The 13,759-nt window shown below is 71.8% G+C and carries 15 protein-coding genes and 1 pseudogene; 11 read left to right on the forward strand and 5 right to left on the reverse strand.

Features of this window, described 5'->3' with window-relative positions:
• Positions 1–35 precede the first annotated feature (35 nt).
• From ACZZ0J_RS13195 to ACZZ0J_RS13240, 10 genes and pseudogenes are all read left to right on the forward strand, one after another.
• Positions 36–290 (forward strand): hypothetical protein, encoded by a 255-nt coding sequence (locus ACZZ0J_RS13195; protein WP_017887727.1) that lies wholly within the window; start codon positions 36–38, stop codon positions 288–290.
• A complete protein-coding gene (locus ACZZ0J_RS13200; RefSeq protein WP_463437296.1) occupies positions 287–745 on the forward strand; it encodes a phage holin family protein in 459 nt (152 codons plus the stop codon). The genes ACZZ0J_RS13195 and ACZZ0J_RS13200 overlap by 4 nt, the downstream gene beginning before the upstream one ends.
• Before the next feature lie 32 nt (positions 746–777).
• Positions 778–1,008 (forward strand): DUF3618 domain-containing protein, encoded by a 231-nt coding sequence (locus ACZZ0J_RS13205; RefSeq protein ID WP_111083767.1) that lies wholly within the window; start codon positions 778–780, stop codon positions 1,006–1,008.
• 68 nt (positions 1,009–1,076) lie between these two features.
• Positions 1,077–1,820, forward strand: coding sequence for a hydrogen peroxide-dependent heme synthase (hemQ, locus tag ACZZ0J_RS13210; RefSeq protein WP_463437298.1), 744 nt, complete (start codon positions 1,077–1,079; stop codon positions 1,818–1,820).
• The gene (locus ACZZ0J_RS13215; RefSeq protein WP_463437300.1) at positions 1,817–3,052 is read left to right on the forward strand and encodes a ferrochelatase; all 1,236 of its coding nucleotides are present in this window, start codon (positions 1,817–1,819) and stop codon (positions 3,050–3,052) included. The genes hemQ and ACZZ0J_RS13215 overlap by 4 nt, the downstream gene beginning before the upstream one ends.
• On the forward strand, positions 3,049–4,008 hold the full coding sequence (gene hemC, locus ACZZ0J_RS13220; protein ID WP_194647159.1) for a hydroxymethylbilane synthase: 960 nt from the start codon (positions 3,049–3,051) through the stop codon (positions 4,006–4,008). Before ACZZ0J_RS13215 ends, hemC begins: the two co-directional genes overlap by 4 nt.
• Before the next feature lie 314 nt (positions 4,009–4,322).
• A complete protein-coding gene (locus ACZZ0J_RS13225) occupies positions 4,323–4,931 on the forward strand; it encodes a uroporphyrinogen-III synthase (protein WP_323749105.1) in 609 nt (202 codons plus the stop codon).
• A gap of 49 nt (positions 4,932–4,980) precedes the next feature.
• Positions 4,981–5,982, forward strand: a complete 1,002-nt coding sequence (gene hemB, locus ACZZ0J_RS13230; protein ID WP_463437302.1) for a porphobilinogen synthase — start codon at positions 4,981–4,983, stop codon at positions 5,980–5,982.
• Positions 5,979–7,309, forward strand: a pseudogene (hemL, locus tag ACZZ0J_RS13235) (glutamate-1-semialdehyde 2,1-aminomutase). The gene hemB and the pseudogene hemL overlap by 4 nt, the downstream one beginning before the upstream one ends.
• A gap of 68 nt (positions 7,310–7,377) precedes the next feature.
• Complete coding sequence (locus ACZZ0J_RS13240) at positions 7,378–7,842, forward strand: DIP1984 family protein (RefSeq protein ID WP_123339224.1); 465 nt, start codon at positions 7,378–7,380, stop codon at positions 7,840–7,842.
• A gap of 226 nt (positions 7,843–8,068) precedes the next feature.
• On the opposite strand, the gene ACZZ0J_RS13245 is transcribed toward ACZZ0J_RS13240, so the two are convergent.
• The 5 genes from ACZZ0J_RS13245 to ACZZ0J_RS13265 form a co-directional block, all read right to left on the reverse strand.
• Entirely contained in the window at positions 8,069–8,647 is a 579-nt protein-coding gene (locus ACZZ0J_RS13245) for a hypothetical protein (protein ID WP_463437304.1), read from the reverse strand.
• Between the two features lie 153 nt (positions 8,648–8,800).
• The gene (locus ACZZ0J_RS13250; RefSeq protein WP_463437305.1) at positions 8,801–9,631 is read right to left on the reverse strand and encodes an ABC transporter ATP-binding protein; all 831 of its coding nucleotides are present in this window, start codon (positions 9,629–9,631) and stop codon (positions 8,801–8,803) included.
• A 19-nt stretch (positions 9,632–9,650) separates the two neighbouring features.
• A complete protein-coding gene (locus ACZZ0J_RS13255; protein WP_463437307.1) occupies positions 9,651–10,358 on the reverse strand; it encodes a GntR family transcriptional regulator in 708 nt (235 codons plus the stop codon).
• Positions 10,359–10,446: 88 nt separating this feature from the next.
• Positions 10,447–11,424, reverse strand: coding sequence for an MDR family oxidoreductase (locus ACZZ0J_RS13260; RefSeq protein ID WP_463437309.1), 978 nt, complete (start codon positions 11,422–11,424; stop codon positions 10,447–10,449).
• Positions 11,425–11,572: 148 nt separating this feature from the next.
• Complete coding sequence (locus tag ACZZ0J_RS13265; protein ID WP_111083779.1) at positions 11,573–12,601, reverse strand: 6-phosphofructokinase; 1,029 nt, start codon at positions 12,599–12,601, stop codon at positions 11,573–11,575.
• 87 nt (positions 12,602–12,688) lie between these two features.
• On the opposite strand from ACZZ0J_RS13265, the gene ACZZ0J_RS13270 reads away from it, so the two are divergent.
• Entirely contained in the window at positions 12,689–13,693 is a 1,005-nt protein-coding gene (locus ACZZ0J_RS13270; protein WP_463437311.1) for a DNA-3-methyladenine glycosylase family protein, read from the forward strand.
• Positions 13,694–13,759 lie beyond the last annotated feature (66 nt).

Raw genomic sequence — 13,759 nt, forward strand, 5'->3', positions numbered from 1 at the left:
GACCACCGCACACTGAACCAACGGAGGAATCGCACATGCGCGGAAAGCTCCTGTTCGTCGCCGGCGCCGCACTCGGGTACGTCCTGGGATCGCGAGCCGGACGGGCGCGGTACGAGCAGATCAAGACCGTCAGCGGCAAGGTCTGGAACAGCAACGGCGTCCAGAAGGGCGTGCACGTCGCTGAGGACTTCATCGCCGACAAGACCCCGGACGTCGCCGAGTTCATCGGTGAGACGACCAAGAAGGCCGTCCGCAAGGTCGGCCAGAAGAAGGACACCACCACCTCATGACCGACACCCGCGACCGCAAGTCGCGTTCGCTGTTCGGTCTGGTGGGCGACGTCCCGAAGCTCGTCAAGGGCCTGGTCAAGGGTGAGATCGACCTGCTCAAGGCCGAGATGCTCACGAAGGCCAAGATCTTCGAGCTCGCCGCGGGCCTGCTGGTCGGTGCACTCGTCATCGTGCTCTACGCGATCGGCGTGCTCCTGACCGCCGCCGTGATGGGCCTGGCGACCGTGATGCCGGCCTGGCTCGCAGCGATCGTGATCGCCGTGGTGATGCTGATCGTCGCCGCCGTCCTCGGGTGGATCGGCTGGAAGCGCCTGAAGAAGGGCCTGCCGATCACGCCGAAGCGCACGATCGACAGCGTCAAGAACGACATCAACGCGGTGAAGGGGATGGGCAAGAAGCCCACTCCGCCGAGCCAGTACGGCAGCCGCAAGCCGGACGTCGGCGGCCGGTTCTGAGCCCCGACAGCCGCACCACCGACGGAGGAACCGTGACCGATCCGCACGACGATCTCGCAGACCGCGTCGCCGCGACCCGCGCCCAGCTGTTCGACACCCTCGACGCGATCGAGGACAAGCTCAACGTGCCGAAGCAGATCGGCATCGCGGCGTCGAAGGTCAAGCGCGGCATCGACGAGAAGCCGGTCCCGTACCTGGCCGGCCTCGCAGCCGGAGTAGCGGTGGTCGGGGGTATCGTCGTGATGGTGCTCCGACGGCGGTAGACCGCCCGAGCGCGGTCCACCGGGTGCGGGGCGGCCACAACCCTGGCAACCGATAGGACAAAGGACCCATGAGTTCCGACGCGCCCGCTCCTGCAACCGCGCACACCTCTCCGCACGAGACCGACCCCGCGACGGGGATCGATCCCAACCTCATGACGGCGTACGCCCTCTGGGCCGTGTTCCGCAGGCCGCTCGGCCTGGTCCACCGCGTCGGTGACGACGCCGTGGCCGAGCTCGACGCCGTGATCGCGTCCGCCGCCGAGCGCGGGGTGACCGTCCGTGGCTTCTACGACGTCTCCGGCTTCCGTGCCGATGCCGACGTCATGATCTGGCTGCACGGCGACGACGCGCAGGTCATCCAGGCCGTGCTGCGCGAGATCCGCCGCACCGGGCTGTTCCAGGACACCGAGCCGGTGTGGCACGTGATGGCGATGCACCGCGAAGCCGAGTTCAACAAGCGGCACACCCCGGCGTTCCTGCGTGGCAAGGACCCCGAGGCGTGGATCACGGTGTACCCCTTCGTCCGCTCCTTCGAGTGGTACCTCCTGCCCGAGGACGAGCGCTCGAAGATGCTGCGCGACCACGGGATCGCCGGCGCCAAGTACCGCCGCGTCCTGACGAACACCATCGCCACCTTCGCCCTGAGCGACTACGAGTGGATCCTGCCGCTCGAGAGCCCCGAGCTCGTCGACCTCGTCGACCTCATGCGCGACCTCCGGGCCACCGAGGCCCGTCTGCACGTGCGCGAAGAGGTCCCCTTCTTCACGGGTCGTCGCGTGACGACCGCCGAACTCCCGGAGGTGCTGTCATGACCGACACCAGCCTGATCACGAACGGTCAGCCCGTCCTCGCCGCCACCCCCGCGGCCGCTTCCGGCCCGGAGCACGTCGAGGTCTCGACCGCGTACGACGCGATCCTGCTCGCCGGCTTCGGTGGCCCCGAGGGCCAGGACGACGTCATCCCCTTCCTGCGCAACGTCACCCGCGGCCGGGGCATCCCCGACGAGCGGCTCGAAGAGGTCGCGCACCACTACCGGCACTTCGGCGGTGTGAGCCCGATCAACGCCCAGAACCGCGCGTTGAAGGCGGCGCTCGAGGCCGAGCTGGCATCGCGCGGCATCGACATGCCGGTGCTCTGGGGCAACCGCAACTGGGAGCCCTACCTCGAGCAGGCCTTCACCGACGCCGCCGACAAGGGCTACAACAAGCTCATCGCGATCGCCACGAGCGCCTACTCGTCGTTCTCGAGCTGCCGCCAGTACCGCGAGGACTACGCGCGCGTGCTCGACGAGACGGGGCTGCTCGGCACCATCGAGATCGACAAGATCCGGCAGTTCTTCGACCACCCCGGCTTCGTCCGCCCGTTCGTCGACGGCGTCCGTGACGGCATGGCCAAGGCCATCGCCGAGAACGACGGGCTCGAGGTCGCGACCGAGCTGCACGTGCTGTTCTCGACCCACTCGATCCCGTCGACCGACGCTGCGAAGTCCGGCCCGGACTACCGCGGCTTCGACGAGCACGGCGCCTACGAGGCCCAGCACCTCGCCGTCGCGCAGGTCGTCCTCGACCAGGCGTGGGCGGAGCTGCTCGAGCAGCCCGAGCACGCACACCTGCAGGGCACGTCCAAGCCCGCCTGGAAGCTCGTGTACCAGTCGCGCTCCGGCCCCCCGACGCAGCCGTGGCTCGAGCCCGACATCAACGACTACATGAACGAGGAGCTCAAGGGCGGCTCGACCCGCGCCGTGCTCATCGTCCCGCTCGGCTTCGTGAGCGACCACATGGAGGTCATGTGGGACCTCGACGAGGAAGCCACCGAGACCGCGCAGGAGCTCGGCTTCTGGTCGGTCCGCACGCAGACCCCCGGTGTCGACCCGGCCTACGTCTCCGGACTCGTCGACCTGGTGCTCGAGCGCGTCAACGGCACCCCGACCAGTGAGCGTCCGCACCTGACCGACATCGGTCCCTGGTACGACGTCTGCCGCCCGGGCTGCTGCGAGAACGTCCGCGCCGGCTTCAAGCCCGCTGCCGCCGGCGTCGCCCCGTGACCGACGCTCCGACCCCGATCCGGCTGGGCACCCGCGCCAGCCGGCTCGCGGTCGCGCAGTCGCAGGACGTCGCCGACCGCCTGGCAGCGGCGGCCGGTCGTCCGGTCGAGCTCGTCACGGTCACGAGCGAGGGCGACACGAACCGCGCCTCGCTCGCGTCACTGGGGGGCACCGGTGTGTTCGCCAGCGCCCTGCGCGAAGCCCTGGTCGCCGGCGAGGTCGACGTCCTGGTGCACTCGCTCAAGGACCTGCCGACCGCGCCGTACCCGGGCCTGACGATCGCTGCCGTGCCGAAGCGTGCCGATGCCCGCGACGTCCTCGTGGCGCGGAACGGCGCGACCGTCGAGAGCCTGCCCGAGGGTGCGAAGGTCGGCACGGGCTCACCGCGTCGCGTCGCGCAGCTCAAGGCGAAGCGCCCCGACCTCGACGTCATCGACATCCGCGGCAACATCGACACCCGCCTGGGCCGGGTGGACGACGACCTCGACGCCGTCGTGCTCGCCGCCGCCGGGCTCACCCGCATCGACCGGCTCTCGGCCGCCACCGAACTGCTCGACCTCGGTTTCTGGCCGAGCGCTCCGGGGCAGGGCGCGCTGGCGATCGAGACCCGTGCCGGCGAAACCGACACGAACCTGCTCGCCGCGCTGCGCAAGATCGAGCATGCCCCGACCCGCCTGACGGTGTCGGCCGAGCGCGAGGTGCTGGCGAAGCTCGAGGCCGGCTGCTCCGCCCCGATCGGTGCGACCGCGGTCGTGGACGCCGAGCTCCTGCTCGTCTCCGCCACCGTCTACAGCCCCGACGGCGCCGAGTACCGCACGGCGTCGCACGCTGCCGTGCTCGAGGGATCCGCGCAGGACCGTCTCGCCGAAGCACTCGAGGTCGGTGGCCGCGTGGCCGCTGAGCTGCTCGAGAACGGTGCCGGCGACCTGGCGGACCTCGCCGACTCGGTGAAGTAGAGCCCGTCACGGACACGCCCGCTCCCGTCGTCGTCATCCCCCGGGGTGGCGCGTGGGGCGAGCGCGTCGCGACGGCGGCTCGGCAGCGTGGGCTCGACCCGCGGGTCGTCCCCCTCATCACGACCGAGCCGCCGCTCGACGGCGGCCCGCTCGACCGTGCCGTCGCCCGCTTGGCTGCCCACCCGGCCGCTCCACACCCGGCCGCCCACCTCCCCGAGGTTCCGAGATCTCGGCATCCGGAGGCGGTCCACCGGGGCACTTCGGAACCTCGAGAGCTCGCGGACGGCGAGTCTTCGCACCCGGACGGCGGCCCGGTGCTCGTGAACGGCGACCGATCCCGCGGAGCCGGGTACGCGTGGGTGGTGGTGACCAGTGCGACGGCCGTGACGGTGCTCGCAGAACGTGTGGCGGGCCTCCCGTCCGGTGTGCGTGTGGCGGTGGTCGGTGAGCCGACCGCCCGTGCCGCGCGTGCTGCGGGCTGGGTCGTCGACCTCGTGCCGGAGCAGGCATCGGCCGCTGCCCTCGTCGACGCGCTGCCGGACACCGACGGCACCGTGCTCTTCCCGCGCTCCGAGATCGCCGCGCCGACTCTCGTCGACGGGCTGCGGGCCCGCGGCATCGACGTGGACGACGTGGTCGCGTACCGTACCGTGGGGACCGGCGACGAGCCGATCACCCTCGACGCGGCGCCCGACGCGGTGCTCGTGACGAGCGGCAGCGTCGCCCGCGAGATCGCCCGCCGGATGACCCCGCTCGACCCCCGCACCCTCGTGGCCTGCATCGGCCCCGGAACCGCCGCCGACGCGCGCGCGGCCGGACTGCCGGTCCACGTCGTCGGACCCACCCGGTCCGCAGAAGCCCTGCTCGACGCCGTCGTCGAGGCCCTGAACCCCACCGCCCCCGAACAGGAAGGCCACCCGTGACCGGCCGTTTCCCCCAGGTCCGCCCCGTCGACTCCGCGCCACCCCCGCGATGCGACGGCTCGTCGCCGAGACCCGGCTGCACCCAGCCGAGCTCGTGCTGCCGATGTTCATCCGCGAGGGCGCCACCGACGCCGTCGACATCTCGAGCATGCCGGGCGTGCAGCAGCACTCGCTCGACTCGTTCCGTCGCGCACTCGTCGAGGCGGCCGGCCAGGGCATCGGCGGCGTGAACCTGTTCGGCGTGCCCACCACGAAGGACGCGACCGGATCCGGGGCGACCGACCCCGACGGGATCCTCAACGTGGCCATCCGCGTGGCGAGGGAAGAGGTCGGCGACGACCTGGTCGTGCAGTCCGACCTGTGCCTCGACGAGTTCACCGACCACGGTCACTGCGGAGTCCTGGCGGCGGACGGCTCCGTCGACAACGACGCGACCCTGCTGCGGTACCGCGACATGGCGGTCGCGCAGGCAGAAGCCGGTGCCGAACTGGTGTGCCTGAGCGGGATGATGGACGGCCAGATCGCCGCCGCGCGTGACGCGCTCGACGTCGCCGGGCACACCGGCACCGCGCTGCTGGCCTACGCGGCCAAGTACGCCTCCGCCTTCTACGGCCCCTTCCGCGAGGCCGTTTCGTCGTCGCTCGTCGGCGACCGGCGGACGTACCAGATCGACGCCGCCAACGGTCGACAGGGGCTGCGCGAGGTCGCGCTCGACGTCGACGAGGGTGCCGACGTCGTGATGGTGAAGCCCGCGATGAGCTACCTCGACGTGCTCGCCGAGACCGCTGCGACGTCGCCCGTGCCGGTCTGGGCCTACCAGATCTCCGGCGAGTACGCGATGATCACGGCAGCCGCACAGAACGGCTGGATCGACCGCGACGCCGCCGCGATGGAGTCGCTCATCGGCATCAAGCGTGCCGGCGCCGACGCGATCCTGACCTACTTCGCCGTCGACATCGCACGGAAGCTCAACCAGGAGGCCGGTCTCCGCACCTCCGGCACCACCGCCGCAGTCGCCGGCATCGCCTCGACCGGGAAGGCCCCCGAATGACCACGAACGACCAGCTGTTCGGCCGCGCCAAGAACGCGATCCCCGGCGGCGTGAACTCGCCCGTCCGTGCCTACGGATCGGTGGGCGGCACCCCGCGCTTCCTGGTGTCGGCGAAGGGCGCGTACGTCACCGACGCCGAGGGACGCGAGTACGTCGACCTCGTGGCGTCGTGGGGTCCCGCGATCCTCGGACACGCGCACCCCGGCACCGTCGAGGCCGTGCAGCAGGCCGCCGCGCGGGGACTGTCCTTCGGCGCCTCGACCCCGGCGAGACCGAGCTCGCCGAGCTCGTGAAGCAGCGGGTGTCGGTGGACGGTGACGGCCCCATCGAGAAGCTCCGCATGGTGTCGACGGGCACCGAGGCCACGATGACGGCGATCCGGTTGGCCCGCGGCTACACCGGCCGCGACCTGCTCGTGAAGTTCGCCGGGCACTACCACGGGCACTCCGACTCCCTGCTCGCCGAGGCCGGATCGGGTGTCGCCACCCTGGCCCTGCCGGGCAGCGCGGGCATCACCGAGGAGACCGCGGCGCAGACCCTGGTGCTGCCGTACAACGACCTCGATGCCGTCCGCCGAGCGTTCGACGAGCACTCCGAGCGCATCGCCGGCGTCATCGTCGAGGCCGCCGCCGCGAACATGGGCGTGCTCGCTCCCGAGCGCGGGTTCAACCGTGCGCTCGCGCAGATCGTGCAGGCGCACGGGGCGCTGCTCATCGTCGACGAGGTCCTGACCGGGTTCCGCGTCGGGTCGGCCGGGTGGTGGGGCCTCGAGGCGTCGAAGGTCGTCCCCGACGGCGCCGGGTGGAAACCCGACCTGATCACGTTCGGCAAGGTCATCGGTGGCGGCATGCCCCTCGCCGCGCTCGGCGGCCGGCGCGAGGTCATGGACTTCCTCGCCCCGCTCGGCCCCGTGTACCAAGCGGGCACCCTGTCCGGCAACCCGCTCGCGGTCGCCGCCGGCATCGCCACGCTCCGGGCCGCGACGCCGTCGGTGTACGAGTCGCTGGACCGCACGGCCTCGGTCATCTCCGCGGCAACGTCGGACGCACTGTCGGCCGAGGGCGTCGCCCACACCGTGCAGCGCGCCGGCAACCTGTTCTCGTTCGCCTTCACGGACACCGCACCGCGGAACTACGACGACGTGCGGGCGCAGGACGTGTTCCGGTACGCGCCGTTCTTCCACGCGATGCTCGACGCCGGGGTGACCCTGCCGCCGAGTGTGTTCGAGGCCTGGTTCGTCACGGCCGCCCACGACGAGCGAGCCGTCGGGCGGATCCTCGACGCGCTGCCCGCAGCAGCGAAGGCAGCGGCCGCCGCGACGGCGTAGGCAGTAGCCGCCGCGGCGGCGTCGGGGTCGGTGCTCCGTGCCGGGGCCTCGGCTGGTTGACTGGCCACATGCAACTCGCCGAGGCACTCATCGAGCGCGCCGACCTGCAGAAGCGCATCGAGCAACTGCGCGGCCGCATCGCCGCGAACGCCCGCTACCAAGAGGGTGAGGAGCCCGACGAGGACGCCCGCGAACTCCTCGCCGAGGCCGAACGGTCGATCGACGCGCTCGAGGTCTTGCTCGCCCGCATCAACGCGACGAACGCCAGCACCACCGTGGCGTCCGGGCAGACCGTCACCGCACTGCTCGCCCGACGCGATGCCCTGCGGCTGCGGCACGCGCTCGTCACCGGAGCGGCGGACGCCACGGCCGGCACGAACGGCGGCTACCGACAGCTCCGCAGCGAACTCCGCACGTTCGCCGCGCTGCCGACCGCCGAGCTCCGGTCGCGTGCCGACGCCCTGGCGAAGGAGATCCGCGAACTCGACGCGGTCGTCCAGCGCACCAACTGGGAGGTCACCCTGGTCGACTGAGCAGCGGGCGGTGCGTCGGTAGACGGACCGGGGCGGGTACGGACCCGACGACCGGCGGGCAACCCGGTCACCTGTCGGCGCAGTGGGCAGCGCCATGGCGAGAGCCGTGCACATCGCAGCCCAGCACGTCGCACCAGGTACGGTGCACACCGCACCACGCACAACCGCGTACCGACCGGACCGACGAGGGCGGGACAGGGGACAGCACCGCCCCACCCTCGACGGGTCAGGAGCAGTCGGCCTTGGTGAAGGTCGTGTCGAGCGTCTTCGAGGTGCCGTCGAACGCGTAGGTGTAGCGCATGTCGACGCCCTCGTCGAGGAGGTCCTTCGTGTCGCTGTTCGAGCAGAGCGTCGGGCCGACCGCATCGCGGACGGCGCTCTCGGTGATCGAGGCGGGGTCGACGCTGGACGACACCGTGTAGTCGTAGTGGATCGCGTTGCCCTCGGCCTCGACGCCCGTCCACGAGGTCACCGAGTCGACCTGCTTCGGCAGGTCGCTCTGCTCGCGGATCTGCACGACGGCCTTCGAGACCTTCTCCTCCGTCGAGTCGCTGAACGCGGCGGTGAGCGCCTGGCGGACCAGGAACGCGACGACCACGGCGACGACGACGCCGAGCAGCGAGATCAGGACGCGCTTACCACGGGACTGCTTGGGCGGCGGGGCGTACGGGGCTCCGGCGTGAGCGGGCTGCGCGTACGGCTGCTGGCCGGGCTGCTGCTGCGCCCAGGGCTGCTGGCCGGGCTGCTGCGGGCCGGCGTTCGGCTGCGGCTCGGACCCCGGGTAGGGCGGCGGTGTGGTCGTCATGGTGTTCCCCCTTGTCACAGTGCGCGGCCTGACACCGTCGTCCGGCGTCGGGTCCCTCCCCGACACGGGCCGCAGACACCTGAGGGACCATTCAAGCACGGGCGGTACGGCCGCAACACGGCTGTCCGTCCCCCGCGCCGGCTCCGCGCCGTCTCAGGCGGAACGGCGTGCTGCCCAGCGCCCCTCGGAGCGCAGGATCGCGAGCGGGAAGTCGAACGCGTGCGACACCGCCGACGACGTGATGACCTCGTCCGCGGTGCCCTGTGCCACCACGGCACCGTCACGGAGCAGCATCGCGTGCGAGGTCGACACCGGCAGGTCCTCGAGGTGGTGCGTGACCATGACGCTGCCGAGCTCGGGGTGTCGGTGCCGCAGGGCGTCGACCGTCTCGAGCAGGTGCTCGCGCGCGGCGACGTCGAGCCCGGTCGCCGGTTCGTCGAGCAGCAGCAACTGCGGTTCGGACATCAGTGCCCGTGCGATGAGGGTCCGTCCGCGTTCGCCCTGGGACAGCACGGGCCAGCGTGCGTCGCGTCGTGCGGCGAGCCCGACGTCGGCGATGTGCTGCTCGGCCCGTGCGACCTGATCGGCCGTGGGGTCCCACCGCATCATGAGGTCGGTGGTGCCGGTCAGGCCCGTCAGCACCGTCTCGAGCACGGTGAGCGGGGAGAGCATCCGGTGCCGCGGGTCGACGTGGCCGATGTGCTCACGGAGCTCGCGGACGTCGACGCGTCCGAGGCGCCGGCCGAGCACCTCGACCGTGCCGGCCGTGGGGTGGCCCGTCGCGCCGAGCACCGCGAGCAGCGTCGACTTGCCGGCGCCGTTCGGTCCGAGGAGCGCCCAGTGCTCGCCGCGGCGGACGGTCAGGTCGACGTCGTGCAGCAGGTCGCGGCCGGAGCGCGTCACACGGACGCCCTCGGCACGGAGCAGAACGCCGTCGGCACGGAACTGGGCGCCCGCGGCGCGGAACTGGTCGGTGTCGGTCACGATTCCATCGTGGCCGACGTCAGCGCCGTTCGGTGCCGTCCGCCAGCGCGCCGCCCTCGGCGACGAACGCGCGGGCCTGCACGGTGTGCTCTTCGACGGTGCTGCTGAGCGAACGGATCACCGCGGCCGCTGCCTCGCCGTCGCGCTTCGCGATCGCCGCTCGGAGCGGGTCGACGAAGTGCTTGACGTCCCAGAACATGCCGCTCTGGTGGGTCAGGGCGAGGAAGTTCGCGCGGGGCAGCAGCGAGGTCGACAGCTGGACCAGCAGGTCGTTGTCCGCCGCACCGATCAACTGGGTGACGACCGCGCCGACCTGGGTCGAGACGTCGCCGGCCCGCTCCTGCTCGGCGGCCGTGCGCAGGGCTTCCAGCGTGTCGACGAGGCGTGTGGCCGCGGCGTCGTCGAGCTTCGGGACGGCCCAGCGGGCGGCGAGCTCCGTGACACCGGCGAGCACCTGGATGGTGTCGTCGAACTGCTTGGCGGTGGGCGACGCGACCCGGGTGTACCGGTTCGCCTCCATCTCGACCAAGCCGTAGTCGACGAGCTTGGCGATCGCCTCACGGATGGGCGTGCGACTGACCCCGAGCCACTGGACCAACTCGTCGTCGTTGAGCCGTTCGCCGGCCTGCAGCGTGCCGTCCTGGATCGCGGCCAACATCTTCTCGAGGACCACGTCGCGGAGCAGCTTGCGCGGCGAGTTCTCGACGGTCGACTTGGGTACCGGCATGACGGACTCCTCGTGTCACGGACGTTTGGTATCCAAACCCTAACGTGTCAATATGCAATCGTTTGCGGAATAACAGCATCCCAGAACATCAGCCGCGCACGTCGACCACGGTGCGTCCGTGCACCCGACCGGCGACCACCTCGGCGCCGACCTCGATCGCCTGCTCGGGGGTGACGGTCCGGGTGACATCCGCCAGCAGCGCCGGGTCGAGGTCGGTCGCCAACCGCTCCCACGCCCGGTGCCGGAGCTCGGACGGGGCGTCCACCGAGTTGATGCCGAGCAGCGACACCGCACGCAGGATGAACGGCAGCACCGTCGTGGGCAGCGCGGAGTCCTGCGCGAGCCCGCACGCCGTGACGGCTCCGCCCCACCGGGTGCCGGCCAGCACGTTCGCCAGGGTGGCCCCGCCGACGCTGTCCACGGCGCCGGCCCACGCGGCACGCTGCATCGGCTTGCCGGGCTCGGACAGGGCACCCCGGTCCACGACCTCGGTCGCGCCGAGGCGCCGGAGCGAGGCCTCGTTGGTGCTCCGTCCGGTCGACGCGGTCACCTCGTACCCGCGCGCGGCGAGCAGGGCGATCGCCACCGTCCCCACCCCGCCGGACGCACCGGTCACGAGCACCGGCCCGGCACCGGGCTCGACGAACCGTTCGAGCGCGAGCACGCTGAGCATCGCTGTGAACCCCGCCGTGCCGATCGCCGCCGCGAACGAGTCCTCGATCGCCTCGGGCAGGACCACGAGGGAACCGGACGGCACCACGGCGTGCTGCGCCCAGCCCCCGTGCCGGGTCTCGCCGAGCCCGGCACCGTTCAGCACGATGCGGTCGCCGATCGACACGTCGTGCACCCCCGGTCCGAGCGCCGACACGGTGCCGACGACGTCGATGCCGGGCACGAGCGGGTCGACCCGCGCGACGCCGGGGTTCCGGGCGAGGGCGAGGCCGTCCTTGTAGTTGACGCTCGAGTACGTGACGTCGACGAGGGCTTCGCCCTCGGTCGGATCGGGCAGGTCGACGTCGGCGACGGTGGGCGGGGCTGAACTGGACACGACTACGGCGCGGGTCATGCGCCGGACGCTACCCCGGGCCTCCCGGCTGTGCCTGCCACGATGCCTGACCGAACCGGGCGTACCGGGTCGAAAGAAACGACCAGGTACGCCCGAAACGGCCAGGTACGCCCTCGGCCAGCGCCTCGGCCAGCGCCCCGACGAGCGCCTACCCGAACATGATGGCGGCTTCGTCGAACCGCGCCTGCGGCACGGTCTTCAGCTCGCCGAGCGCCTCGTCGAACGAGACGTGCACGATGTCGGTGCCCTTCAGGGCGACCATCCGGCCCCATCGTTCCTCGACCACCGAGTCGATGGCCGCAAGGCCGAGCCGCGTCGACAGCACCCGGTCGTACGCGGTCGGCGTGCCACCGCGCTGGATGTGCCCGAGGGTCGTGGCACGCGTCTCGATGCCCGTCATCTCCTCGATGAGGGGCGCGAGGCGCTCACCGATGCCACCGAGCCGCGGACGCCCGAAGGCGTCGAGCCCGCGCTCGGTGTGCGCGTTGTCCTCGTGGTCGGGGACGAAGCCCTCGGCCACCACGACGAGCGGTGCACGCCCGCGGTCGTAGGCGGCACGCACCCACTTCGCGATCTGCTCCATGCTCGTCTTCTGCTCCGGGATCAGGATCGCGTGCGCACCAGCGGCCATGCCGGAGTGCAGGGCGATCCAGCCCACGTGCCGCCCCATGACCTCGGCGACCATGCAGCGGGAGTGCGACTCGCCCGTGGTGCGGAGGCGGTCCATCGCCTCGGTCGCGATCGCGACGGCGGTGTCGAAACCGAACGTGTAGTCGGTGGCGCCCAGGTCGTTGTCGACCGTCTTCGGGACGCCGACGATCTTCAGCCCGGCGTCGGTCAGGCGCTTCGCCGCGGCGAGCGTGCCTTCGCCACCGATCGCGACGATGGCGTCGATGCCGTGGCGGTCCAGGGTCTTCGAGATGTTCTCGACGCCGCCGTTCGGGCCCTCGAAGGGGTTCGTGCGGCTGGTGCCGAGGATCGTGCCGCCCTGCTTGGCGATGCCCTGGATGTCCTTGCGGCCGAGCGGGACGATGTCGCCGTCGACGACGCCGCGCCAGCCGTCCCGGAACCCGACGAACTCGTGGCCGTGGATGGCGATGCCCTTGAGGACGATCGCGCGGATGACCGCGTTCAGACCGGGGCAGTCGCCTCCGGAGGTGAGGATGCCGATGCGCATGGGAACTCCGTCGTCGGGTGGTGCGGGTGGGGGTCGTGGGGACTGCGACCATCATGACTGACGGTGGTTGCGCATTACCATCCCGGTGTGACCCTGCTCGACTCCGCCTCGTCGTCCGGCGACGCGTCCACCGGTGCGTCCGGCGACGCGTCTGGCGCTCCTGGTGCGTCCGTCGATGCGTCTCGCGTCGACACCGTGTACCGACCGGGAGGCCCGGTGAACGTCGCGTCGACCCTGCGGCCCCTGCAGCGCGGCACCGGCGACCCCGCCTACAAGGTGGTCGGGTCGGTCGTGTGGCTCGCCCTGCGGACGCCCACCGGCCCCGCTGCCGTTGCGATCCGGCCGGCCGGCGACACCATCGCGGTCTCGGCGTGGGGCGACGGTGCTGCGTGGTCGGTCGAGCACGCGCCGGAGATGCTCGGTCGCGGCGACGACTGGGACGGGTTCGACGTCTCCGGGCACGCGTTCCTCGCTGCCGCCCGACACCGGCAGCCCGGACTCCGGCTGCTCCGGACGAACACCGTCGTCGCGATGCTCGTGCCGGCGATCATGGAGCAGAAGGTGACCTCGCGCCAGGCGTGGGGTGCGTGGCGGTACCTGCTCCGTCGGTACGGCACGCCCGCGCCGGGGCCCGCGCCGGACGGTCTCATCGTGCCGCCGACGGCCGACGAGTGGGCGCGGATCCCGAGCTGGGAGTGGCACAGGGCCGGCATCGAGCCCGGACGGTCGGCGACGGTGATGCGCGCGGTGCGTGTGGCTCCGGCGCTCGAACGGACGCTGACGCTCGGTCGCGGCGGTTCGGTCGTGTCGGCGCGGCTCCAGTCGATCCCCGGCATCGGGAAGTGGACGGCTGCCGAGACCGCGCAGCGCTCCCACGGCGACCCCGATTCGCCGAGCGTCGGGGACTTCCACGTCCCCGCGCTGGTCGGGTGGGCGCTGACCGGGGGACCGGTGGACGACGACGGGATGCTCGATCTGCTCGAGCCGTGGCGGGGGCACCGGGAGCGGGTCGTGCGGCTGATCGGCGGCTCCGGGTTCCGGAAGCCGTCGTTCGGGCCGCGGCTCACGATCCAGGACCACCGCGGGCACTGAGGGGTCGCGGGTGCCGGCCCGCCGCGGTCCGCACCCGTTTCGCGACACGACACCAGGTGATCACAT

Source organism: Curtobacterium sp. AC272 (assembly GCF_979258155.1).